Origin of the sequence: Nostoc sp., assembly GCF_036917375.1 — a bacterium.
Lineage (GTDB): Bacteria > Cyanobacteriota > Cyanobacteriia > Cyanobacteriales > Nostocaceae > Nostoc.
On sequence record NZ_JBALDN010000037.1, the window covers coordinates 1 to 25712 of the forward strand.

Consider the following 25712-nt stretch of genomic DNA (forward strand, 5'->3'; position numbering starts at 1 on the left):
TAAAAAGCCAAAACATAGAGGTACTGGACAACGAGTTGAAGCTCCTAAATTTCATATCACTAATCAGTCTTTCAGCCTTAACTGAACCGTATTGTATTTAGACCAACCAAATTATACACAACTTCATAATCAAGCTATGGAGTTGAGCCGTATGCTATCTAATCAAATTCAATCCATAAATCAGTCATTAAAATAATAAAATCTTACCCCTTCCCCCTTTCCCATGCCCAATCCCCCATTCCCAATTCCAAAATTTAAACCAAATCGTGTCCGCACTTCTACACTTTTGCAAATGGAAGCGGTCGAATGTGGTGCGGCTGCTTTGGGAATAATTCTTAGCTATTACGGGCGGATTGTGCCACTGGCTAAACTGCGTGAAGAATGCGGTGTTTCGCGGGATGGCAGCAAAGCTTTTAATATCCTCAAAGCTGCCAAGAACTATGGACTCAATGCTAAAGGTTTAAAACTGTCTCTGGAAAACGTCAAAACTACCCGTCTCCCCTACATTGCCTTTTGGAATTTTAACCATTTTCTCGTGGTAGAAGGATATAGCAAAAAACGCGTTTACCTCAACGATCCTGCAAATGGTCGGAGAACAGTAAGTTGGGAAGAGTTCGATCGCGCATACACGGGTGTTGTGCTGACAATGGAACCAGGAGCGGACTTTCAGAAGGGAGGCAAAAAAAATCACATTGTCTCAGCCTTAAGTAGCCGCTTACAAAACTCACGAGTTACTATCTTATTTTGCTTGCTAGCTGGATTATTGCTAACACTGCCTCGGTTAGCTGTACCAGCCTTTTCTCAGGTATTTATCGATGAGATTTTAATCCAAGACCGGCAAGATTGGTTACGACCTTTGCTGTTAGGAATGCTGTTAACTACTTTATTACGGGCATTCCTTGCCAGACTGCGGCTTACCTACCTGCGGCGATTGATGGTTAAGTTATCAGTCAGCACATCAGGACTATTTCTCTGGCATATTCTGCGATTGCCTGTTGGGTTTTACGATCAACGCTTTGCTGGGGAAATCAGTAACCGGGTACAACTGAATGACCGGGTGGCACAAGTACTCTCAGGGTCTTTGGCAACTACAGTAATTGACGCGGTGATGATGGTCTTTTACCTGCTGATTATGATTCAGTATGACCCATTGCTGAGTGCGATCGCAGTTGGTTTTGCTGCAATCAACATTCTCGCTCTCTTATTTTTATCGCAAACTCGTGTAGATGCAAACATGCGCCTAGCTCAGGAATATGGCAAGGTAGGCGGAGTAACGGTTAGTGGCATCCAAACGATAGAAACCATCAAAGCTTCTGGGCTGGAGTCAGACTTATTTGCTCGGTTTGCGGGTTACTATGCTAAAGCACTCAACGCCCAACAAAAATTAGGCTTACAAACTCAAATTCTCACCACATTACCCACAATTTTGACAGCCCTAGCCACAGCTTCTATTCTGCTAGTTGGTGGTTTACAGGTAATTAAAGGCAATCTCAGTATTGGAATGCTGGTTGCCTACCAAAGTTTAACACTGAGCTTCTTAGAGCCAGTTAATAGCCTCGTTAACTTCGGCAGTACACTCCAAGATTTAGAAGCTGATTTAAACCGCCTTGATGATGTATTGCAAAACCCCGTTGATTTGGAAGTCGAGCCAGGCAAGGGAGCAGCACTTCGGCTACGCTCAGTGACCGAGGAGCAGAGGAGCAGAGGAGCAGAGGGGAACTTATTACAAGTAGTCCCCATGCCCAATACTTCGACTACGCTCAGTACAAGTGCCCAATGCCCAATGCCCAATGCCCAATGCCCAATGTGGCAATTAGAGGGTAATGTTGAGTTACGAAATGTCACTTTTGGCTATAGTCGTGTAGAACCTCCGTTGATTGAGAATTTGAGTTTGACTGTCAAGCCAGGGCAAAGAATAGCGCTTGTAGGGGGAAGTGGTTCTGGTAAATCCACAGTTGCTAAATTAATTTGCGGGCTTTATCAACCTTGGGAAGGAGAAATCTGCTTTGATGGTGTAGAGCGATCGCAAATTAAGCGTTCTGTTCTGGCTAACTGGTTGGCAATGGTTGAACAGGATATCTTTTTATTTGCCGGGACTGTGCGAGAAAACATCACTCTTTGGGATTCAACTGTGCCAGAAGCTGATTTGGTGCAAGCTTGTCAGGATGCAGCCATTCATGATGCGATCGCATCTATGCCTGGGAAATATGATTTTGAGTTGATTGAAGGCGGTATGAATATTAGTGGTGGACAACGCCAGCGTTTAGAAATTGCCCGCGCTTTGGTGAGAAATCCTACAGTCTTAGTACTGGATGAAGCAACCAGCGCCCTGGATGCAGAAACGGAGTTGATTATTAACCGTAACTTGCAACAGCGTGGTTGTTCGTGTATTGTAGTAGCCCACCGCCTTAGCACAATCCGCGATTGCCATGAAATTATTGTCCTAGACCAAGGTAAAATCGTGCAGCGTGGCACTCATGAGGAATTATGGCAGCAAGGCGGAACTTATGTTCGCCTACTTCACGCGGCAGAGGCAAGCTAGTATTTATAAAAAACTTAGACGACAATGTAAGGGATTTCCAAGTAAAAATTTTGTGGGAATTATAAAAATCTATTAGGTTTAAATGTGAGTAAAATTGATTTTGTAAATCTGAGGAAAAAGTGATTAATAACCAATTAATATCCATTGCTCTGTTTGCAGGAGCTTTCGGTCTTGATTTGGGTATAGAAGAAGCAGGTTTTTATACTGTCAGCGTAGTTGAAATAGATGCTGATGCAACAAAAACTATTATTCTGAACCGCCCCCACCTTAGAGAAAGTGCTGTACCAAGAGATATTAGGCAGATTTCAGCACAAACATTGCTAGAAGAGGGAGGACGTGTTTTAAAACTTGGTAGACCTCTTTTACCTGGTGAAGTAGACCTAGTAACAGGAGGGCCGCCCTGTCAGCCATTCAGCACTGCGGGTAAGCGTGGTTCTGTTATAGATCCACAAGGAAGTTTATTTATGGATTTCATTCGCATTGTGAAAGAAATTCAACCTCGTTTTTTTTTAATGGAGAACGTCAAAGGATTACTTTCATCTCCGATTCGGCATAGACCTCATAATCAAAGAGGTGTTGGATACCCTTCTTTAGAACCAGATGAAACTGAGGGTGCAGCCCTTAAGGTTGTATTAGCCCAAATGAAAGCAATTGGTTATGAAGTAGCTCCTCCTATGCTAGTACAAGCTGCTGATTATGGTGTACCGCAAACGAGAGCGAGAGTAATATTTATTGGTTCAAAAAATGGTGAAATTCTAACTTTTCCTAAACCAACTCATGATAAAAACGGCTTAAAAGGACTTCATAAATGGCGAACTCTTAGAGATGCTCTGTCTCATTTATCCGACCCAATTCCAGAATACATCCCTTATTCAAAACAACGTCTAAAATATCTTGCTTTATTGAAAGAAGGTCAAAACTGGAGACATTTACCAGATGAATTAAAGCCTGAAGCAATGGGAGGTGCTTACAAATCTGGAGGTGGCAAAGTTGGATTTTATAGAAGATTGTCTTGGGATAAACCCTCTCCTACGGTGACAACAAGCCCACATCAGAAAGCTACGGATATGTGTCATCCTGTTGAATTACGACCTCTGAGTGTACGAGAATATGCAAGAATTCAAACTTTTCCTGATACTTGGGTATTTTATGGTTCTCTATCCTCTAGATATAGACAAATAGGTAATTCTGTTCCGGTTAAACTGTCTCACGCAATAGGACAATATTTATCTAAAATAATCAAAAATGAGAAACCAGAATCAACAAATGTTTTTGAACAGCTTTCACTTTTTTAGGTGAACTTTTGAAAGATTTAGTTTTATGAAATTTATTTTATTAGATTTAGGATAAAAAAAGTGTCCGAACAGTTTCATGAAATGTTAGCATACGCTCTAAAAAATGAGGTAGGTTTTACACTTAACAAAGCACGTTCTCTTGCCTCATATTTTGCAGATATAAAAGATTTCTTAGAATTTGAAGAAGAAAAACTCAAAAACCTCAAGAGTATATCTGGTAAAAACGTTTTAAAGTTAACAGACGAAGAAATTACTAATTTGTCTAGATATAGGGAATCAGGCTCTTTATCAGCAGAACTTACAGTTGCGGAAAATTATTTAGCCATTATTAGTAGGGTATTCACCCAAAAACAATTAAATATGGTTAGAAACCTATCTTTAAAGAACTTAAATCCTAACCCATTTTTAATTAGAGCGCTTAATTTAGATACTCCAGATGCAGTTGTCAGATTAAATGTTTATATGGCGGCTACTCGCTCAATCGTTACATCTATGGGATTTTTTATAGAAGACCTGTTACTTACTAATTCTGATACCGTTGAAAAAGCTCCTAATAAATCAGGATGGGATTTGGTTAAAACTACGAGTGATGGTGAAAAATTTTGGCTGCAAATAAAAAGCGGCCCAAACAATATGGATAAAGACCAAGTAGTTTACTGGGCTGAAAAAATTCAAGAAAAGGTTAAAGAAGGAAATAAAGCGTATATAGGATTTACTTATGGTAAAAGAACAAGTAAAACAGTAACAATTGGTTTATTAAAACAAATACTGCCTGATTGGGAAATGCAAACTTTGATTGGCAAAGAACTGTGGAATTTCTTGAGCGAAGACTCTGATTACAGTTCTAAATTATTTGAGGTTTTACGTAAATCAGCGCATCAAATACTGCATCAAAATTCCCTTTCCGAAGAGATAGATAGTTGTGCAAATAGAGTAATTGATGAATTTATACAAGACTTTGGAGATGGTCATCAGGGAGTATCGAATTACATTAATAGTATTTTTTAATGCCAAATTTTCAATAGTAATACGCAATATTTTTTTCTAAAATTATATATTGTAAACGCTATGTACTAAATAAAAGTACTGATATAGCAAAAGATTTCTAGATCGTCAAATATCCCATTAATTGAGTAATGAGTAGCCCGCAGGTGAATCCTTCTTCTAAAATCTACTCCCTTCAAGCAAACGAACCAGTACTGTTGGATAGCTCAGAAACTCTCTGGATAGTTCAGTCTGGAACATTAGCAGTGTTTGCAAATAGAGTTAAAAACAGTTTACCAAAGGAGCATCGCCGCTATTTGTTTCATGTCAACGCTGGTGAAGCATTGTTACCGGAAGTAATAGCACAAAGCCAATGGAATTTTGTAGCGATCGCAATTGAACCCAGCCAATTATGCCAGATGTCAATGGTTGATTTGGTTAAGGGAATCGCGGCGGCTGACTCTCAAGCCATAGAACTTTTAGAAGGTTGGGTAAATCATTTAGGACAATCTCTTAGTGCCCAGCAGACAGTTTTGACAACGCCATTAAACCTTGTGCAGACATTAGGGCGGGATTTTTCATTATCGCCTGGTGAAACGCTACAGGGAAGACAACAAACACTCCTATGGGTAAAGTTGCAGCAGGGCAATATTCATTGGATGGGAGTTGAGGAATTAACCTTTAATTCTACTTCACCAGCGTTTCCACTCACGAGTGATATGTGGCTGGAGGCAGAAAATGCGGTTATTGGAGAGATGTTACCAACGGCAGATTTAGAAAATTTCGAGGAACTTCTGGCAGGTTTAGCCAGTTTGCATACTTATTTCTTTCACTACTTCAGTTTGCTGGCAAATAAAGAAGCAGAAGCAGAATTTCGGCAGTTTCAAGAACGCGAACAATTTAATCAACAAGTAATAGAGGGGGCACTCTCTGATTTAGCAACAGTATTGCAGCCACAGCAGGAGGCGGTTTTTTCTCAGGAAGGGCCGCCCTTATTAATAGCATTTGGTGCAGTTGGGCGATCGCTGGGGATAGAGATTCGTCCACCAGCAGAGGATTTGAATTCTATTAAAGACCCTGTAGCTGCGATCGCGCAAGCATCACAAATTCGGATTCGGCGTATAACTTTAGCAGATGGCTGGTGGCGTCAAGACCAAGGGGCGATGTTAGCTTATACTCAGTTGGAAAAGCGCCCAGTGGCGTTGTTACCTACAGATAATCGGGATTATACGATCTTTGACCCCGTAGCGCAGACTCGAACACCTGTAAATGAATCGCTAGCAAAAACACTGTCACCATTAGCTTACATTCTGTATCGACCGTTACCCCAAGTTGCGCTCACCGCCATCGACCTACTGCGGTTTGGGGTTAAGGGTTATGAAAAAGACATTGCCAGTATTTTGGTGGTAGGGTTAATGGGCACAATATTGGGCATGGTTGCACCACAAGCAACAGCAATATTAATCAATCATGCCATTCCCGATAGCGATCGCGCAATGCTTTGGCAGATCGGATTGGTCATGTTTGCAGTCGCTTTTGGACAGTTAGCTTTTCAAGTTGCCCAAAGCATTATTACTCTACGAGTGGAAAGTGCCACTGATAGCATATTGCAGCCAGCAATCTGGGATCGGTTACTCAGATTAAGTCCTAGCTTTTTTCGTCAGTACACTTCTGGAGATTTGGTCAACCGCGTTATGGCGGTGCGGGAAATTCATAAAAAACTCAGTGGTGCTACGCAACGGACGTTGTTGAGTGGAGTCTTTGCCTTATTCAACTTAGTACTGATGTTTATTTACAGTTGGCAACTAGCGCTTGTGGGCGTTGGTTTAGCAATATTTGCCGCTATAGTTACGACTGTTGCAAGTTTCCTGTTGGTAAAGAAATCGAAAAAAGAGCAAGAACTCAATGGGGCAATTCAGGGACTCACGGTACAACTAATCAACGGTGTCGCCAAGCTGCGAGTGACAATGGCAGAAGAACGCGCATTTGCAGCTTGGGCGAAAAAATACAGCCAGCAAATCCGCTTGAAGGCGAGTTGGCAAGAGATAAAAGATGGTATTTCTATATTTAACGAAGCACTCCCTTTGGTAAGTTCTATACTGCTGTTTGGGTTTGCCATGCTATTAATGCAGACACGCCTAACACTGGGTACATTTGTTGCTTTTAACTATGCTTTGGCAATTTTTATCAAAGGAATAATTGATCTGAGCAATACTGTATCGGAAATTTGGAGTATTGTACCAATATGGGAACGAGCAAAACCGATTTGGCGATCGCAGCCTGAATATGACTCAACCAAGGTTAACCCCGGTCAATTAAACGGTCGCATTGCCCTAAATCGTGTCAGCTTTCGCTACTCGGAAAATGGCAGCTTAATCCTCAATGATGTCAGCCTCCATGCCGAACCAGGGGAATTTATTGCGATCGTTGGGTCTTCTGGAAGCGGAAAATCAACGATATTGCGGTTGTTATTGGGCTTTGAAACTCCGTTGACAGGTAGCATCTATTATGATGGCAAAGATTTAGCAGAGATGGAACTCCAGGCTGTGCGAAGACAGTTAGGAGTGGTACTGCAAAATGGTAAAATCGGTACAGGCTCGGTTTTTGATAACATCACCGCCGGGGCTTTAGTTTCCCTAGAAGAAGCTTGGTCAGCAGCACAAATGGCAGGTTTTGCTGATGATATCAAGCAAATGCCAATGGGGATGCATACGATCGTTGCCGAGGGTGGTAGTAATCTTTCCGGTGGACAACGGCAAAGATTATTGATTGCGCGATCGCTTGTTTCCAAGCCTAAAATTATCTTGATGGATGAAGCAACCAGTGCTTTAGACAACCGCACCCAGGCAATTGTAACTGAAAGTTTAGCTAAATTAAATGCTACCAGAGTGGTAATTGCCCATCGCCTCAGCACAATTCGTAATGCCGATCGCATCTATGTTATCGACGCTGGTCATGTCGTGCAGGTAGGTAATTTTTCGGAATTGATTGCCCAATCAGGGTTATTTGCCAAACTGGTAGCTCAACAGTTAGCAGGGGAACTTTGAGATCGGCGCAAAAATCAACACCTTATACCAATTTAAAAAATGATTGCGACAGATGGGAAACTGAAACACTTATCCAATGGATGTTTCACAATCCAAAATCTAAAATCTAAAATCCAAAATGGTATTAGCCATCAATTCCTAAAGAAAAGCTGTCGAGACAACCATTCCTCACCGCGTCTAGTATCTAAGAATGTTCTTGGATTAAGTTGGGTTATCGCTTTAACTATAGCGGTATCTGTGGCGATTGCACGGCTTTCAATTTGTTTATTACGAATTGCTTCTATCCATACAACACCGCTCAAATAGCACGAACAATCTTCTCTTTTAAAACATAAGCGATAATGCAGCCAAATGCAGTATTGACTTTATTTCCAAAAATCGTAGTTGTAACTCATAGCCTATAAGGCAATACGCTTGGGTTAAGCTTAAGCGTTACCCAACAAAGCCTTGATAATGTTGGGTTTCGTTCCTCAACCCAACCTACGCCAGTTTTAGTTTTTAGCCTTAACTGAACCGTATTGGCTTATAAGGGATTACAGCAATTGTTTAGGTTCTCTTGATTAGCGATATTACAAGTGACACCGTAGTTATTTACATTATTTAAGTATGTTCAGCTACACTAAATGAGCCAGTGCAAAAGTTTTTTGAGTCGCTGGGGAAACTGAAGACTTTTTAGGATTTTTCGAGTTTAATAGGCGAGCGTATCATTAGTAATTGCAACGCTATGTTAATTAATGAATTAAGAAATATTAATTTGATTATTTTTCCTGACTGGTCTAATTTAGAAACTGCGATGCCTTCTCTACGAGAGGCTGCGCCAACGGCGAGCTTCTCTTCGAGACGCTCCGCGAACGCTAACGCAGAAGACTTGACAAATGTTCTCAGAACTCTTTTCACACATCCAGCTAGACAAGACATAACACTGCTAATTTACAGTCAAAGTTTATCGGATGAACTACAGGATAATGCTAACTCATTACTTTTTGAGACAGTTCTGAAACTTAGTTTAGAAGAGGTTGTCTCGGAAGACCTAAATGTAGGGCTGACGGGTCAGTTAACCACCCAAGAATGGTCTATTATTAAATCATTCATTAATTTTCGTATCCCAATTAATAACGAAGATCGCTACATTATCCAGGAGCTAGAAATTGCACAAGTTCCCAGATGTGAGTTGTCAGAAATTGAACAGCCAACTATTTATGAAGCGGCTCGGCTAGAATCTTGGCAAAGATGGGGTGACTATTTCGCAAATAGTGAATCGCCTGAAAACGCTATCTCATATTACAGCAAGTATTTATCTAGTTGTCCGCACCAAATTAACTATTATCTGAAGTTAAGTGATGTTTTGCATAAAACTGGTCAGATGCCAGCGGCTATCACAACATTGCAAAATGGTATTAGCAATTGCCCTCAAGCAGAAGAACTCTATTACTGGCTGATTATTCGTCTAAAGCAAAGCCAGAACTATTTGGAAGCTCGTAACTTCGCTCAACAGGTTACAGAGAAGTTTCCTGAAAACTACGTATTTAAAATGTTGAGCTATCTTATGCTTCCAGAAACTTATCATACTCCTCAAGAGATTGATACCTATCGAGCATGGTTTCAAAATGGGCTAGAAAAATTGATTCAAGAAATAACCATGAATAGCCCAGATGAACAGAAAAAAGCTCTCATCGGAATCAGCCATCATACAAACTTTTTTCTTGCATATCAGGCAAAAAATGACCTGGTATTACAGCAGCAATATGGACAGCTAGTTCACCAAATTATGGCGACAAATTATCCGCAATGGAGTCAGGTGCGTCCAATTTCTTCTATTAGCAACAATCGAAGGATTAAAATTGGCTATCTTTCCTATTTTTTATGTAGCTGGAGTGGAACAGTTTTGTTCTTAAACTGGCTTAAATATGCAGAGCGTCAAAATTTTGAAATTTATTCATATCACATCGGGCATCAAATTGATGCTGCTACTCAATTATTTCAGTCTCATAGTACGAAGTTTTATCATTTGCCGAATAATTTAGAACAGATTTGTCAACAAGTTCTTGACGATCGCCTTGATGTGTTAATTTTTCCAGAATTAGGAATGGATGCCACAACACTATGTATTGCTGGACTCCGGTTAGCGCCGATTCAATGTATGGCTTGGGGGCAACCTGTAACTTCTGGATTACCCACTATTGACTATTTTTTATCTAGCGAACTGATGGAGCCTGTGAATGGCCAATATCACTACACCGAAAGCCTTGTACGTTTGCCTGGTGTTGGGATTTCCTATCCTACGATCAAAGTTGACTCAGTTAGCCGCAACCGATTATTTTTTGGATTACGAGAAGATGCGATCGTCTACATCTCTAGTCAAGCTGCTTATAAATATCTACCGCAGTACGATTACGTTTATGCAGAAATTGCTCGTCAAGTTCCCAATGCTCAGTTTATGTTTCTTCGCTCTGGGATTTCTCTAGAACGTCTGAAACGAGCATTCGCGGCTGTCGGGTTAGATAGTCTTGACTATTGTGTATTCTCTCCTGTTCTACCGCGTGATGATTACTTTGACTTGCTTTCTTTAGCAGACATTTATTTAGATACCTTTGATTGGGCGGGTGGTAACACTACACTGGATGCGATCGCCTGTCATTTACCAATTGTCACTTGTCCTGGTGAGTTTATGCGGGGGCGTCATTCTTATGGTTTTTTGCAAGCGATCGCTGTAACACAAACAATTGCAGATGATAACTCGCAATATATTCAGATTGCAGTGCGATTAGCCGAAGATATTGAGTGGCGATACTCAGTTCGTGAAGCCCTAAAAATCTCAAGCAAGGTTCTGTTTGACAATCCCACTGCTACCCAAAATTTAGAAGCATTCATCAAACAGGCGATCGCTGCAAGAAGTTAAAGAAAGTATATTTTGACTTTAACTGAAAAATAAGTAAGTATTAACAGTGATATTCAAAGGCTATGAAAGTCGAAAATGAAACGTCCAAATCGCCTTGCTTGGATGGGTGCGATCGCACTCGCTGCGATCGTTTTACTTAGTTTGTTCGCGGCTCCCAATAATACTAAAATTAACGCTGGCTCTACCTATAACCGTAACTCTGATGGCTATGGTGCTTGGTATGCTTTTATGCAACAACAGGGAATTTCTATCAAGCGTTGGCAAAAGCCTTTTAGTGATATTCAGCCAGAGAACAGTCCAGTTACCTTCCTACAGGTAGGCGGCTATCCCAGAGAAACCACACTAGATAGTCAAGAGCGGGAATGGGTAGAAAAAGGGAATACTTTGGTAATTTTGGGTGCAAAGGCGCGGGTTACAGAAGCGGAGTTTAGCACTATGCAAAAATCTCCTGAAGGTGATATTAAAATTGATACACGTAGACGATATAAAAAAGCTAACTCCCAGCAAGTTAATTTAGGCGATCGCTTTGGTGCTGTTGTCTGGAAAGAAAATTACAAAAAAGGAAAGGTGATTTTTTCTACCACTCCTTATTTAGCTGCCAACGCCTACCAAGATTATTTAAGTAATTTCAAGTATTTAGCTAGTTTGGTTACTGAAAAAAATAACACAGTCTTTGTCGATGAATACATCCACGGCTATAAAGATGCCGATATCAGGAAGAAAGAAAGCGAAGGAGATTTATCTAGCTTTTTTGCCAAAACTCCTTTACTTCCAATTTTGATACAGGTAGGTATCTTGCTATTAGTGCTAGTTTGGGCGCAGAATCGCCGCTTTGGTAAGCTAGTAGCTTTAGATACACCAGTTGTAGATAATAGCGAAGCATACATCCAAGCTTTAGCCGGGGTGTTGCAGAAAGCTGATACCACCGACTTTGTTGTTGAAATGGTGGGTAAACAAGAACAACTACAACTCCAAAAAGCCTTGGGATTAGGGCAAGTACTATTAGAACGTCAAGCCTTGATCGATTTTTGGATGGAAAAAACAGGTGCAAGTGCAGCCGAATTAGATGCAGTTTTAAAGCTACAATCTCGCAAACAACCCATCAGTGAACGAGAGCTGTTAAGCTGGTTGGGGAAATGGCGAACCATTAGATTAATTCGTAATTCGTAATTCATAATTCGTAATTATTTTTTTTGTAATTGTACTCTGCGTTGGTTATTTATCAATAAGAAATATGAGCGAAACCCATCCTATCTTAATTCGGCTTGGTCAAGGTCTTAATCAAGTAATTGTCGGACAATCTAGCTTAATACAGCAACTCTTAGTAGCGCTACTAGCGGGTGGGCATGTAATTTTAGAAGGAGTACCGGGAACTGGTAAAACCCTACTCGTAAAAGTGTTAGCGCAGTTAATTCAAGGGGATTTTCGCCGGATTCAATTAACACCAGATGTTTTACCTTCAGATATTACTGGTACTAATATTTTTGACTTGAATAGCCGCAATTTCACTTTGAAAAAAGGGCCAATATTTACTGAAGTATTGCTAGCGGACGAAATCAACCGGACTCCACCCAAGACACAAGCGGCGCTGCTAGAAGCAATGGAAGAGATGCAGGTAACACTGGATGGTGAAAGTTTGCCTTTACCAGATTTATTTTGGGTAATTGCAACCCAAAATCCCCTGGAATTTGAGGGTACTTATCCTTTACCAGAGGCCCAGTTAGACAGATTTTTATTTAAGCTGATGGTAGATTACCCCGATCGAGCGGCTGAAAAGCAAATGTTACTCAATCGTCAGGCGGGTTTTGCAGCACGACGTTTAGATATTAGCCGTTTGAAACCAATTGCAACAGTAGCCGACATTTTGCAAGCACGACAAGCAGTCAAAGAAGTTAAAGTATCAGAAGCGATCGTTGATTATTTGTTGGCGTTGGTGACAATATCGCGTCAATATCCTGATTTGACTTTGGGTGCATCACCCCGCGCTACCGGTGCTTGGTTGCAGACATCTCAAGCTCTAGCGTGGTTAGCGGGAAGGGATTTTGTAACGCCAGATGATGTAAAAGCAGTTGCATCACCGTTGCTACGTCATCGTCTCATATTGAAACCAGAAGCGATGCTGGATGGTTTACAAATAGATGCGGTAATTGCCTCGGTAATTAATCAAGTACCAGTTCCCAGGTAAAAAAATTAAACCTCTGGCGTAAATCCCCTTTCTCGCAAAATTGGGAGAAGGGAGTTGTTTCACCAAGACATAGCGATCGCCATCACAACATTACTGATAAAATATGCAAAATGCGAGAACTTTACCCAGCGATCGAGCCTTATTTAGAAGGTAGTTTACAAGTTTCCGACCTTCATACCATTCATTTTGAAGAGTCAGGAAACCCGCAAGGTCAACCCATAGTTTTGCTGCATGGGGGCCCTGGTGGTGGATGTCCAGCTTTTTATCGGCAATATTTCCACCCAGAAAAATGGCGGTTAGTCATGTTTGACCAGCGCGGTTGTGGTCAAAGTACTCCCCATGCAGAATTACGAGAAAACACCACTTGGGATTTAGTCAGTGATATCGAAAAACTGCGCCAACATTTAGGTATAGAAAAGTGGGCGGTTTTCGGTGGTAGTTGGGGTAGCACTTTATCATTAGCCTACAGTCAAACCCATCCCTCTCGATGCACAGGATTAATTCTGCGTGGGATCTTCATGCTGAGACAAAAAGAGTTACGCTGGTTCTACCAAGAGGGTGCTAGCTATATTTTTCCTGATGCTTGGGAAGAATATCTCAAACCAATTCCTGTAGATGAACGTGATGATTTAATCGCAGCATATTACAAACGTTTGACCAATCCAGATTTAGAAATTCAATTAACAGCAGCGCGTGCTTGGTCAATTTGGGAAGGTAGTACCAGTAGACTTTTCTTAGACCCAGAACTGATGCAAAAATTTGGCGAGAGTGAATTTGCTTCAGCTTTCGCACGCATTGAATGCCATTACTTTATGAATAAAGGATTTTTGGAAACAGAAGATCAATTACTCTTAAATGTAGACCGTATCCGCCATATTCCGGCTGTAATTGTTCAGGGACGCTATGATGTAGTTTGCCCAATGATATCAGCTTGGGAATTACATCGAGCTTGGCCAGAAGCCGAGTTTATAGTGGTTCCTGATGCCGGACATTCGATGAGCGAACCAGGAATTTGTAGTGCTTTGATTGAGGCAACAGATAATATTTAATTCGGTTAGGTAATCTTTCCCAGGATGTGAGGTGATTTTGTCGTAGCTATTTTGTTTAATGGTAATTTTGATGCGATCGCTAACAATTAAAGTTGACATTCCGAATTATTGTAGCGGCAAAAGATGAAGAATTTTTATCATCTGTTATCACGACCATTCCCCCACTGGGGGCCGCGAATGACAGTTCCACTGGGCATAGTGGTGTTCCAAATCAAATTCATGCCTCGGCAAATCAAGCCGTCATCGGTATGAGCGCCTCTGAAATCAGCTTCGATGAGAATAGCATCTTCGAGACTTCGCATTTGAACTTCCCAGAAATGACCAAATGTGGCATTCATTTGACTCAAAATGCTGCCCCGCAAGTCGGCTTTATCGAAGGAACTGTGCGTCACGTTAGCAGCAAACAAATTAGCATCACGGATAATTGCTCCTTCCAAACAACAACTTTCCAAGAAAATACCACCCAAATCGGCTCCAGTCAAATCGGCTCCAATCAGATAGACACTACGCAAATCAGCCCCTCGCAGGTTGATGTCTCGCAAAATCACACCATCGAGATCGAGTCCACTATGTTTGGAGCGGCGAAATCCATAGAGTCCATAATGAGCCAATTTGATTCCAGCAAAGTTACGTTCCCCATCAGCATACCGCTCCAGCAACTCCTCAGCAGTAATTTCCCAGACCATTATTTACCTCCCGCATTAATTAACATATATGTGCAGACAACAGAAAAAGGTACTGCCCTGAGCTTCAATGGCATCACTCATATCTACACTAAAGATGGTATATACATAGCAACGCTAACTCTTGTAAATTTGGAAACTTATACTGTATATGAAGCATCAGTGTAAGTAATTCACTACAAAAAAAGAAGATATGCGAATTCTAATTGTGGAAAGCGGTATGTTGTTGCTCCTAACTGCGATGACGACTGGCTGTGTCGGTTCTTCCTCTGTTACAAAACAGCCGCAAGCCTTGCCGGCAAGCACTGAACAGCCGACGAAAGAAGCTGTGTTAAACTCAACACCTACACCGACTGCAAAACCCATACAGCATTCTACCCCTGAAGCCACTACTGCCACAAATCCGACGCGCTGTGAAACTAGTCAATTGTCAGTGCGCCGAGTTTCCGAAGATGCTGGCGTTGGGAATGTTGCACTTACCTACGCCTTCACCAATAACACCTCATCCCCTTGCACCCTTAACGGTTATCCGGGATTGGCACTACTTGATGCAAAAGATCGACCTTTGCAGGGGATTAAAGTTATTCGTTCCAAGGATACTTACTTTTCGAGTAAGCAACCTCGTCAACAAGTAACTCTAGCTCCTGGAAAACAAGCCTCATTTCAGATAGCTTATAACCACATTAGTTCCCCAGATCAAAACTGCCCAATATCTAGTAAAATCGAAATCACGCCTCCTAATGCTTACCAGCACTTTACCCTTACAGAACAAATCAAGCCTTGTACAGGCAAAGTTAGAGTGACTCCAGTACGAGCCGTTAACACTCAACCTTAGTAAAGTTCTGTAATTTACTCAAATACCCAGAAAAAGCATAAATTTAATCAAAGCCTCTGATAAGTTCAGGATTGTACTAATCAAAAAGGTTAAAAAATTCTATGGAAGGAATTGATGTTGCCGATCAAGACGGCAGAGTAGATTGGACAGCAGTAAAAAACTCTGGTAAAACTTTTGCGTTTGTCAAAGCCACAGAAGGAGTTAGCATTAAAGATTCTACTTTTGCTCATCACTGGCAAACCATGAAAGCTGTTGGTATTATTCGGGGTGCTTATCATTTCTTTCACCCTCATACATCTGACCCGGTTCAGCAAGCAAAGGAATTCTTAAAAACACTGGGCAAATTAGAACCGGGAGACTTACCACCAGTTTTGGATGTAGAAGTAACTGATAAAGGAAGTAGCCAAGCTGTAATTAATGGAGCGAAGTTGTGGTTAGCAGAGGTAGAAAAAGCCCTTTTGCAACAAACAAAAAAACCAATCAAACCAATTATTTATACCTTCCCCAGTTTTTGGACGGAAATTGGTAATCCATCTGATTTTGCTAGTTATCCGTTATGGATTGCCCACTACGAAACTAGGAACCCAACTATTCCTGGTGCTTGGCAGGGACAATACTTAATCCATCAATATGAAGGTGATATATCTGGTGTAACTGGTGTTAGTGGTCGAGCCGATTTAAATAGATTTAATGGATTGCAGCTAGGAGATTCTGGGCTAAGAGTAAAACAATTACAACAGCAATTAAAAGATATTGGCTTATATACTGATGCCATCGATGGGCGTTTTTCTGAGTCAGTTAAGAATGCAATTGTTAGTTTTCAAACATCTAAAAAATTGCAGGCTGATGGAATTGTCGGTATAAAAACTTGGGTAGCTTTACTATGGATTTAAGTAAGTAGGTGTGAATAAACAAAGGTTTGTGGTCAAAGGCTCCAAACCTTTAATTGATTTTATATCGTATAATTTAGTTTGATTTATTGTGGTTGTTACTTAACATCGTAATGAACAAAATTGAGATTCGACCTGGAAAAAACCTTTCAGGATTCGTTTGAGTGAATTAAACTTAACCCGCCTAATAGCTTTCTTCACTTCTACCCACTGCCGTTTTCTTTTAGTTGCTTCTGGATAATCTTCACTCAGCATATCAACTGATAGTAAATACATCTTGACGCAGTAAATTTTGCCTTGTTTGCGGTACTTGTAAGTTCCTAATTCATTTGCATCCACTTGCCCAATTATCCCTGCTTCTTCCCACGCCTCTTTGGCTGCGGAATCAGGTGGACTCATGCCATTAGGAATATCTCCTTTTGGAATCACCCAGTGTTGAAAGTCACGAGTTGTAATTAGTAAGATTTCAACTTTACCATTGTTCACTCTGTAAGGAATTACCCCAGACTGTATAAACACTTTACTGGCTTTTCGAGTCATGTAATTTATATCCTGTACGTCCTAGCTTTTTTGTACAATGTTTACTTCAGAAATTCTAGAGCTGAGACCGGATAAATTTTGGTTAATCTTAAGTTATGAAAAGGTTAAAAATATTTTTTTGCTTATAAGAGTTAATTATTCAAAAAATTTCCATCGTAAATGTTTGCGCGGGTAATGATGGTTTTGATGCCGCAGTTACACTATTATTAGACTGGTTTTATAGCAGAAGGCAGGAGGCAGTGTTTCGACTACGCGGCAGTTGAGCGTAGTCGAAACTCAACAACCAGGCAGGAGGTAAAAACCTTGCTATTCCTGAGATTTACGCTTGTCATTATGTCCTAATCTACCTGACAACTGCTATATCTTGAAGAGTCAGACTCCTATTCGTCAGTTGTATCCATATAAAGTTATCAGGAATCTGGGCAGTACTTTTGCTCAACTAACTGTAATAACTGTTCCCAAACTCTCGTTAGCTAATCTATCTACTGCACATACGGCATAGGTTCCCGCTTGTTGGACGGTAGCGAAGGTTGTGCCAGCAGATAAAATTCGCTGAATTGTCCAAGTATCGCCACTCAGCCGATAAAGTGTCCAGGAACGAACTGGCTGATTATCTCCAGGCTGCCAACTCAGTTTGCGGTTATTGACTTGTAGTCCAATGGGTGGAGATGGTGGTGTTGTATCCTGCCAAGGCAAAGTTGGCGGTAGCGCAGGTTTGTTATATAGCAGACTTTGGAATTTATCAGCAATGCCCTGACTATTTTCTGTCAAAACACTGAGATTAAAGAAGATATTCCCCAGTGACAATCGTCCAGCTTGGCTACGACTAATTTTCACCTGCTTTTCAATCTCATCACTCTCGCGACTCTTGTTGCTTGGTTCTGTCAGATTATTACCAGCGTAAACGTGTCTTTGCTTTGTGTTTACCTGTGTCCACCACTGTAGCAACGCTGGATAACTTTGTTGTGGTTGGTCTGTGCGCCAGTAAAGTTGAGGAGCAATATAATCAATCCAGCCTTCTTCTAACCATTTCTTTGAGTCAGCATACAGCACGTTGTAAGCATCTAATCCAGTAATACCCGCGGGTTGTCCGGGGCGATAAATTCCAAAAGGACTGATACCAAATTTAACGTCGGGTTTGGTTGTTTTAATCCCTTGCCAAAGGCGCTGTACCATTTTGTTAACATTGTCTCGTCGCCAGTCGCCAAGGCTGAATGTACCACCAGCTGCTTTATATGCAGCGTAGGTTTTATCATCGGGGAAAGACTGTCCCTCGATGGGATATGGATAGAAATAATCATCTAAGTGAATGCCATCAACATCGTAGCGCTTCACCACATCGAGAATTACGTTATACGCTCTATCCTGAACTATTTTTAGTCCTGGGTCCATCCAACGTTGTGTTTTCCACAAATAAACGCTTTCTGGATTAGTAGCTGCAATGTGGGGACGGACTGTTTTAGCTGGGTCGGTGGAAGTGCTAGCGCGGTAAGGGTTAAACCAAGCATGGAGTTCAAGATTATGCTTATGACATTCTGCGATCGCAAACGCTAAAGGATCGTAAAATGGTTCCGGTGCTTTACCCTGAGTTCCTGTAATCCAAGCACTCCAAGGTTCTAATTGAGATTCATACAAAGCGTCTCCCTCTGGTCGCACCTGGAAAATCAGAGCATTGAAGTTTAGCGCTTGTAATTTAGTAATAATCTCGGTAAGTTCTGCTTTTTGTTGAGCAACAGAAAGTCCCGGTTTGGAAGGCCAATCACCATTCCACACAGATACTACCCATGCTCCCCGGAATTCCCGGCTATGATTTACCCTAACCCTACCGATAGGTGTGGGCGTTGGAGTTGGCGTTGGAGTTGGAATTGGCGTTGGCGTTGGAGTTGGAATTGGCGTTGGCGTTGGAGTTGGAATTGGCGTTGGCGTTGGAGTTGGAATTGGCGTTGGCGTTGGAGTTGGAGTTGGCGTTGGAGTTGGCGTTGGAGTTGGCGTTGGAGTTGGCGTTGGCGTTGGCGTTAATATTGGCGGCTGTACTAGGTAACTAGAGGCAATTTTTTCTGCCTGACCTAAATACACCAAGGCTTGATAAATAATCACTGCCACATCTGCACGAGTGGCTGCGAGATTAGGATTAAGTAATTTAATATTTGGAAAACTAACCACTAATCCAGCGCTGGTGGCAATAGCTACGTGATTTCTAGCATACTCAGGAATCTGAACAGAATCCTGATAAATTTGTGAGAGTTTTGAGAGTAGGTCAGGTTTAACCTTGGTAGCAATTTCTAAGCCTGCTACCAAGGAAACTAAGACTTCTACTCTAGTAATTCGGTTAGCGAAACGGAAAGTTTTATCAGGGAAACCGCTAATAAATGCTTTTTCGTAAGCTGTTTTGATGGCTGCTGCTGCCCAATAATTCGTGGGTACATCAACAAAGGAAACATACTGCCGCTTCTTGGAAACTGTCCCAAATGCGTTAGCAATAATAGCGGCAAATTCAGCACGGGTAAGTGAATTATCGGGGCGATAAGTGCCATTAGGCAACCCACTTACAATACCGCGTTGGGCTAAGGCTGTGATAAATAAGCGTGCCCAATGGTTTTGAATATCCGAAAATGGAGTTGCAATAGATACCATTGTTAATTGCAGCTAGCTGGCCTTGATTTTGATTTCCTTTGTTAATTTAGCAATTTTGTTGGCGTAGGCATAGGAAGCCATAGGCATCGCTGCTGCAATTTATTGTAAACTTTGACTACTTAAGTTTGGGAATGGGAAATGAATGGGGAAGGGGGAAAGGGAAATGGGGAAAGGGAAAAAACCTTATATATCGGGACTTCCAATCCTTTTCCCCCTTACCCTTTTCCCTTTAACCGAGCAGTATTGCTCCCCCACTCCCGACTTCTATCTACTAAGTAGCGCTTGCAGTTTGGTCAGGAGGATTCGAGGTAGAACGTGCATTCAAGGCTAGCATCACGCGTGAAATGCCAGTGAAAATAATGCTGACACCAACTAGTGTACCCAGAAGCCAGGGTGCGTTGAAGGGCCACTGGAACCAAATCATTGCACCTAATATCAGCGTAATAATCCCATCACCGAGTATCCACGTCCAGTTTTCTTGTGGACGTAACCGGAATGCCAGAATTAACTCGAATGTACCTTCAGCCAGTAAAAAGCTGCCAAGCAACAGAGTTAGTGTGAGTACACCTGTGAAAGGATAGACAAACAGCATGATACCGGTTGCAATATAGAGTCCGCTCAATAGAAGTTTCCAAATAAAACCTCCTTGGTGGCGGGTTTGAGTGGCATAAACCAGTTTTGTAAATCCGGCGAAAATCAAAATTGTAGCAATCCAAGTTTCGGCGAATAGGGTGGTGAAATTAGGTGCTGCGATCGCAATAACCCCTAAAATACTCAAGACAACACCTGTTATCAGTGAGCCATTCACATTTTTGTTAGTTTCTCTAGAAACGTCGGTTGTCATAAAAATCCTTTTTCTATTTTTAGACTAAACTCTACATTTAGGTTAGGGAATTTTTAATTAACACAGTATGAACCCTAAGATAGACTCATCAGTATTAACTTCATTGCGATCGCGACTAAAATTTACGACTATTGAGATACTAAATCCATCGTTAGATCGCAACTGCATTGTCTCTAAGTGACCCTATAAGAGTTCTGCAAGATTGCTTAGACGTTCATAAACAGAAATAAGACGATCGCCTTCAAGTTCAACAGAAGTATTTGGATAATTCTGAATGGCTCCAAGTAATGTCACTTCACCATTTTGTTGAATAGATGTACTTAAAGCACTTCGCAATGCTTGCTGGTCTAATTGTCCTGCGGGAGGATGAACTACCTCACCAATTTGGTTAACTAAAATGGGCCCTGCCCAACTAGCTAGTAAGTTATTTAAAAAAGCAGCATCAGCTTTTATTGGGGCTTTCAATGCCTTACGAGCTACTGCGGGGTCTTGTTGCGCCGCCTCTAAATAAGCTCTTAATGTTGGGGTAGTCTTGCCAGTTTCTGTAAACTGACTTAATTCTTCAACAGATACTTGCCCCTGAAAAGTACCGTATTTTAAAACAACTTGCTCGGCAGCATTAGCATTAGTAGTTGAAAATAGAACAATAGCTCCTACACCTAAAGCTACAGTCTGAGTGAGTAACTTAGTAAATTTCTTATTATTTAATCGATTGAAAAGTTGCGAAATCTGCATTTTGTTAAACTGGATAATGGTATAAAGTAGACATAAGCAAAAAATGCCTATGTCTTAGGATTAAACTTTGTCATTAGGCGAAGCTGCATGAGGTAGTATTGATTGATCTTCGTCTAAAGTTGGTGCGGGTACGCCCAAATGTTTTCTTGCAGTTTCTTCAGCAAGCTTTCGGTCTTGTTCGTTCTCGAACTGGCTCTCATCTAATAAATGAGGATTTTTTGCTGCTTCGTCTCGGCTTGGTCGATAACCATTTTTCCACCTGTACTTCCAGTCCATAATTTAAAAGGCAGATATACTGCAATTTGATTTCCTAGTTGTTTATAGTAGACGCTGAATGGAAATTGATACTCCTGCTATGGGTTGAACAGGCTCATTCATAGGGTATAATTTTAACCTCTTAGGGTAAAAATACTTTATTGCGTAAATTTTAATACTTCAATATGCAAATAATAAGTCATTAGTGGCGATCGCAAATGTAATAACGATTGTCACGAGATGCGATCGCATCTCCAATATCTTAATAAACTTTCACTATTAAAGCTTTGCTGCTTCTGCCTAGTGCAGGATAAGTATATTAGCTTTAAGCTTTAAGAAGTAGAATTTCTTTGATTTTATGTTTTTATTCAAAAACAGATATGATAAATATTATTTTAGATATTGCCATAAGCACAAAACAAAAGAATTATGCTTAAAGAACAGATTACACAAGAGCTAGAAAAATTACCTGAACCTCTGTTACAGGAAATTTTAGATTTTGTTCAGTTCTTACAAGCCAAGTACCAAAAAGAAAAAACCTTAGAAATTACTATTATGAGTGAATCATCATTGCAAAAAGATTGGTTAAGACCAGAGGAAGATACAGCATGGCAGGATTTGTAAAAGGAGATGTTGTTATTCTTGCATTTCCATTTTCAGACTTAACTGGTACAAAACGCAGACCTGCTTTAGTTATTGCTACTTTTCAGGGAGACGATCTGATTCTTTGCCAAATTACTAGCCAAGCTGTTGGCGATATCTATGCCATTCAATTAGATAATAGTGATTTTAGCTACGGTCGATTAAATCAGCCAAGTAATATTAGACCAAATCGAGTTTTTACTGCTGATAAACAAATTATTTTATATCAAGCAGGTCAAATAAAACTTGAAAAATTAACAGAGGTTATTAATAAAATTATTGAAATTATACAGTACTCAAACCCGTAGTTGTATCGAGTATTTGATTAAGTTGGACTGGTGTCAGATGGTTCGGTAACTGGCGGTTGCGTGACAGTTCTACATGGATTTGGTGCGTCTGATTGTAAAACAATGCCAAAACGGTTGACTTGGGAGGAGTTTAGCAATACTGTTGCTGGCAAAGGTTTTGAATTTGCGGGAACTGAGGTAGTTACAGCTGGGTTATTAGGATTAGCTGGAGTTTGGGTACTTTTATTGGCACAGACTCGCATAGACACCAAAAAACTGCCAGAAGCAGGATTTGGATTTGATTTTTTCTCAATAACTTCTAAAAAAGTCCCACGGGGGAGTGATTGGTTGTTTCCCAAGGATATGTCATTATTGGTTTTAATTACCCAACCAGGAGAAAGATTAGCTAGGGTTCTCTGTGGCTGTGTGGCTGAAACAGTGGGGCTTGGAGTTGGCGTGGAATTGGAAGAGAAAATTGGAAGGACTGGTTGCGATCGCAGTTGTTTGACGAACAATCCAAAAATACCTGAAACTACGATTAATAATAAGGCAACTATCGACGGTATCAGTGATTCGTTAGTCTTAACTGGCTTAATTTTTGGAGTTTTTTGGTTTGAGACAAACTGACTTGAAAATATTGGTGACTGTGTTGCTATTTCTGGCGGTTCAAAAGTACTCAATAGCTGAATTTGAGTTTGATTTATCTCTATTTGTCTAACAACTTTTTCTTCAATTTCTGCTACTTCTTCATCCCCAAGTTCTAAAATTTGCTGATATCGCTTTAATTCCTTACGAACCTCCTCACTAAACGGATACTCATGCTCAATTGTTTGAATTAGTGCTTGTTCATACTGTTCTAATTTTTGCACATAGGCTTCAATCTCAACTTGAATTCGGTTTTCAATCGGAGCAATATTTTCATCTTTTAGACCTAAGACTTGCTGCTCTTGCCGCAGTTGATTACGCTGCGTTGCACTCAAGGGATACTGCTGCTGTGTTGCTCTGGTAAATGCCTCTTCATACTGTTGTAACTTTTGTAGATAGGCTTCAATCTCAGCTCTAACTCTGGCTTCAATTGGAGCTACATCTTCATTCTTAATTCCCAACCTTTGCTGCTCTTGCCGCAGTTGATTACGCTGCGTTGTATTCAAAGGATACTGCTGCTGCGTTGCTCTGGTAAATGCCTGCTCATATTGTTGTAATTTTTGTATATAAGTCAAATTTTTCGCGAACCATTTCCCCTTTTCCACATCCCGTGAAAAGTCAGAGCTTGGTTGGGGGTGCTTTCGTGCTACCCTTGTTTTTGATAGTGCTTGGTTTAGGTTGGGCTTACACGCTCTACGGTGGGCCGAACTGGATGTATAAGACATTCGCCAACAGGATCGCCTACTACTCAAACCCCGATCACTACGCTGGATTTACTACTTCTCCAGGTTAATGCGGGGATGTAAGTTTTGGGTTTGATAGCTACAACTGTAGAGCTGGGAAATACTGTCTATCTGTCATTCTGTCATTCTGTCTTAGGATATACGAAGAAAACCATACCCTAAGGCTTCTTAGAGTGTAGTATCAACCAACACACCAGTAGTAACCGAATCCGCAACTCGATTTAGAAACGTACAGCCATGAGTAAACCCGTCATTGTTTGTGTGGATGACGAACCAACTGTCTTAGAAAGTTTAAAGATAGAACTCAAGCGGGTGTTAGGGGATTCCTGTTTGGTTGAGACGGCTGATGGTGGTGAGGAAGCACTAGAGTTGATTGATGAGTTGCAGGAAGAAGAGTATGAAGTTGCTCTGGTCGTGGTGGATTACATCATGCCAGACATTAAAGGCGATGAGTTACTGCGCGAAATTCATGCTCGATCGCCCCATACCCTCAATATTATGCTCAGCGGACAGGCTGACCTGCAAGCAGTGAGTAATGCGATTCGAGAAGCGAAGCTGTTTCGCTATATTGCCAAACCCTGGCAGCCTGATGACCTTCGATCGAGCGTGATTGAGGCAATTCAAAGCTTTTTGCAAGACCGCAAGCTAGAAGCTCAAACGGCGCAACTGCAACAACTCTACCAGCAAGTGAAAGCGTTTAACGTTGAGTTGGAACAGAAGGTAGAAGAACGCACAGCCCAACTCAAACAGTTGTTAGAGTTTGAAGCCCTGCTAAAGCGGATTACAGACAAAGCGCGTGAAAGCCTGAATGAGAGCCAAATTCTTCAGACGGTGGTGCAGGAGTTGGTGGCTGAATTGAATTTAAGTTGTTGTGCCGCTACTTTGTACGACCTGAATCATCGTACCGCTACGATTTGCTATGAAGCAATTCGGGTCAAAGCTGATTCTGCCCAAGGGACAATTATTCAGTTGGATGATTCACTTGACCTTTATGGTCAAGTCCTTCAGGGCAACTCAATTCAGTGTTGTATTCTACCATCGCCGTCTGAACCCTACTACCAGTTAAAGCAGCGATCGACGTTGCTTATTTGTCCTCTTAGAGATGAAAAGGAAGTTATTGGTGATGTCTGGTTATTCAAGTCCTCATCAGAGGTATTTGATGATGTAGCAGTGAGGGTTGTAGAGCATGTGGCGGATCAATGTGCGATCGCCCTGCGCCAATCACGCCTGTATCAACTTTCGCAAACCCAGGTAGAAGAGCTAAAGCGATTGAGCCAGGTTAAAGATGATTTTCTCAACAACATTTCCCATGAACTGCGATCGCCGCTGGCAACGATGTACACGGCAATCGGGGTGCTGGAAGGCGTATTACAGTCCACTGCTGTAGTTAGCAACGAACCAAGCAACGTGGCTCGATGGATTCAAATTCTTAAGAATCAATGTCAGCGCGAAACGAACTTGATCAATGATTTGCTTGATATGGCACGTTTAGAAGCTGGTGCTGCACCTCTCAATGTAGCAACAATCAACCTCCCACTCTGGTTACCCATCGTTATCGATCCATTTATTGAACAGGCGCGTAGTCAACAGCAACAATTAATGGTAGATATTGCCTCTGATATTGCAGACTTAAATACCGATTCATTCTATCTAGAACGAGTACTGAGTGAACTGCTACATAATGCGTGTAAATACACCCCGATCGGAGAAACAATTCTGTTGACGGTTAATAAGAACGGGGCAAGATTCGCAATTCATATTAAAAATTCTGGTGTTGAGATTCCTGCCAGTAAATACGATCTTATTTTTGATAAGTTTTATCGCATTCATAATAGCGACTCACGAAAACAGGGAGGTACGGGCTTAGGGCTTGCGCTGGTTAAGAAGCAGGTAGAGCGACTTCACGGTACAATCGAAGTCAGCAGTGATTCTGGTTGGACGATGTTCACCGTTCAAGTTCCAAGTCTTAATCTGTGAT

Annotated in this window: 20 protein-coding genes; 13 read left to right on the plus strand and 7 right to left on the minus strand. The window is 41.2% G+C overall.

Annotated features, from left to right (window positions below; all coding sequences use genetic code 11):
- The first annotated feature begins 223 nt into the window (after positions 1 to 223).
- The 8 genes from V7K45_RS08940 (at position 224) to pip (ending at position 14001) form a co-directional block, all read left to right on the plus strand.
- The gene (locus tag V7K45_RS08940; RefSeq protein ID WP_335002470.1) at positions 224 to 2542 is read left to right on the plus strand and encodes an NHLP family bacteriocin export ABC transporter peptidase/permease/ATPase subunit; all 2319 of its coding nucleotides are present in this window, start codon (positions 224 to 226) and stop codon (positions 2540 to 2542) included.
- A gap of 119 nt (positions 2543 to 2661) precedes the next feature.
- Complete coding sequence (locus tag V7K45_RS08945; protein WP_335002472.1) at positions 2662 to 3837, plus strand: DNA cytosine methyltransferase; 1176 nt, start codon at positions 2662 to 2664, stop codon at positions 3835 to 3837.
- 60 nt (positions 3838 to 3897) lie between these two features.
- Positions 3898 to 4845 carry a PmeII family type II restriction endonuclease gene (locus tag V7K45_RS08950; protein ID WP_335002475.1) on the plus strand — a complete coding sequence of 316 codons (948 nt, stop codon included), beginning with the start codon at positions 3898 to 3900 and terminating at the stop codon, positions 4843 to 4845.
- A gap of 128 nt (positions 4846 to 4973) precedes the next feature.
- Entirely contained in the window at positions 4974 to 7868 is a 2895-nt protein-coding gene (locus V7K45_RS08955; protein ID WP_335002477.1) for an NHLP bacteriocin export ABC transporter permease/ATPase subunit, read from the plus strand.
- Positions 7869 to 8592: 724 nt separating this feature from the next.
- Positions 8593 to 10767 carry an O-linked N-acetylglucosamine transferase, SPINDLY family protein gene (locus V7K45_RS08960; RefSeq protein WP_335002479.1) on the plus strand — a complete coding sequence of 725 codons (2175 nt, stop codon included), beginning with the start codon at positions 8593 to 8595 and terminating at the stop codon, positions 10765 to 10767.
- Positions 10768 to 10842: 75 nt separating this feature from the next.
- Positions 10843 to 11937, plus strand: coding sequence for a DUF4350 domain-containing protein (locus tag V7K45_RS08965; RefSeq protein ID WP_335002481.1), 1095 nt, complete (start codon positions 10843 to 10845; stop codon positions 11935 to 11937).
- Between the two features lie 64 nt (positions 11938 to 12001).
- Positions 12002 to 12952, plus strand: coding sequence for an AAA family ATPase (locus V7K45_RS08970; RefSeq protein ID WP_335002483.1), 951 nt, complete (start codon positions 12002 to 12004; stop codon positions 12950 to 12952).
- 110 nt (positions 12953 to 13062) lie between these two features.
- Positions 13063 to 14001, plus strand: a complete 939-nt coding sequence (pip, locus tag V7K45_RS08975) for a prolyl aminopeptidase (protein WP_334846511.1) — start codon at positions 13063 to 13065, stop codon at positions 13999 to 14001.
- 137 nt (positions 14002 to 14138) lie between these two features.
- Here pip and V7K45_RS08980 read toward each other — a convergent pair whose 3' ends face one another.
- Positions 14139 to 14687: a pentapeptide repeat-containing protein gene (locus V7K45_RS08980; RefSeq protein WP_335002485.1), complete on the minus strand. Its 549-nt coding sequence runs from the start codon at positions 14685 to 14687 to the stop codon at positions 14139 to 14141.
- 190 nt (positions 14688 to 14877) lie between these two features.
- Between V7K45_RS08980 and V7K45_RS08985 the strand changes: the two genes are divergently transcribed.
- Positions 14878 to 15519 carry a DUF4232 domain-containing protein gene (locus V7K45_RS08985; protein ID WP_335002487.1) on the plus strand — a complete coding sequence of 214 codons (642 nt, stop codon included), beginning with the start codon at positions 14878 to 14880 and terminating at the stop codon, positions 15517 to 15519.
- 101 nt (positions 15520 to 15620) lie between these two features.
- Entirely contained in the window at positions 15621 to 16412 is a 792-nt protein-coding gene (locus V7K45_RS08990) for a GH25 family lysozyme (RefSeq protein WP_335002489.1), read from the plus strand.
- A gap of 99 nt (positions 16413 to 16511) precedes the next feature.
- On the opposite strand, the gene V7K45_RS08995 is transcribed toward V7K45_RS08990, so the two are convergent.
- The 5 genes from V7K45_RS08995 to V7K45_RS09015 all read right to left on the minus strand — a co-directional run bounded on the left by V7K45_RS08995 (position 16512) and on the right by V7K45_RS09015 (position 21438).
- Positions 16512 to 16949 (minus strand): NUDIX hydrolase, encoded by a 438-nt coding sequence (locus tag V7K45_RS08995; RefSeq protein WP_335002491.1) that lies wholly within the window; start codon positions 16947 to 16949, stop codon positions 16512 to 16514.
- Positions 16950 to 17384: 435 nt separating this feature from the next.
- Entirely contained in the window at positions 17385 to 19583 is a 2199-nt protein-coding gene (locus tag V7K45_RS09000) for a glycoside hydrolase family 10 protein (protein WP_335002492.1), read from the minus strand.
- 271 nt (positions 19584 to 19854) lie between these two features.
- Positions 19855 to 20427, minus strand: coding sequence for an HdeD family acid-resistance protein (locus V7K45_RS09005; RefSeq protein ID WP_335002493.1), 573 nt, complete (start codon positions 20425 to 20427; stop codon positions 19855 to 19857).
- A gap of 183 nt (positions 20428 to 20610) precedes the next feature.
- Positions 20611 to 21162 (minus strand): alpha/beta hydrolase, encoded by a 552-nt coding sequence (locus V7K45_RS09010; protein WP_335002495.1) that lies wholly within the window; start codon positions 21160 to 21162, stop codon positions 20611 to 20613.
- A 60-nt stretch (positions 21163 to 21222) separates the two neighbouring features.
- Positions 21223 to 21438: a bromodomain-containing protein gene (locus V7K45_RS09015; protein WP_335002497.1), complete on the minus strand. Its 216-nt coding sequence runs from the start codon at positions 21436 to 21438 to the stop codon at positions 21223 to 21225.
- Between the two features lie 408 nt (positions 21439 to 21846).
- Between V7K45_RS09015 and V7K45_RS09020 the strand changes: the two genes are divergently transcribed.
- Positions 21847 to 22041 (plus strand): DUF2281 domain-containing protein, encoded by a 195-nt coding sequence (locus V7K45_RS09020; RefSeq protein ID WP_335002499.1) that lies wholly within the window; start codon positions 21847 to 21849, stop codon positions 22039 to 22041.
- Entirely contained in the window at positions 22026 to 22367 is a 342-nt protein-coding gene (locus tag V7K45_RS09025; RefSeq protein WP_335002501.1) for a type II toxin-antitoxin system PemK/MazF family toxin, read from the plus strand. The genes V7K45_RS09020 and V7K45_RS09025 overlap by 16 nt, the downstream gene beginning before the upstream one ends.
- Positions 22368 to 22384: 17 nt before the next feature.
- Here the strand turns inward: V7K45_RS09025 and V7K45_RS09030 are convergent, their stop codons facing one another.
- Positions 22385 to 23566 carry a hypothetical protein gene (locus V7K45_RS09030; RefSeq protein WP_335002503.1) on the minus strand — a complete coding sequence of 394 codons (1182 nt, stop codon included), beginning with the start codon at positions 23564 to 23566 and terminating at the stop codon, positions 22385 to 22387.
- Between the two features lie 405 nt (positions 23567 to 23971).
- Here V7K45_RS09030 and V7K45_RS09035 point away from each other — a divergent pair, with 405 nt between their 5' ends.
- A complete protein-coding gene (locus V7K45_RS09035; protein WP_335002505.1) occupies positions 23972 to 25711 on the plus strand; it encodes an ATP-binding protein in 1740 nt (579 codons plus the stop codon).
- The last annotated feature ends 1 nt before the right edge of the window (position 25712 follow it).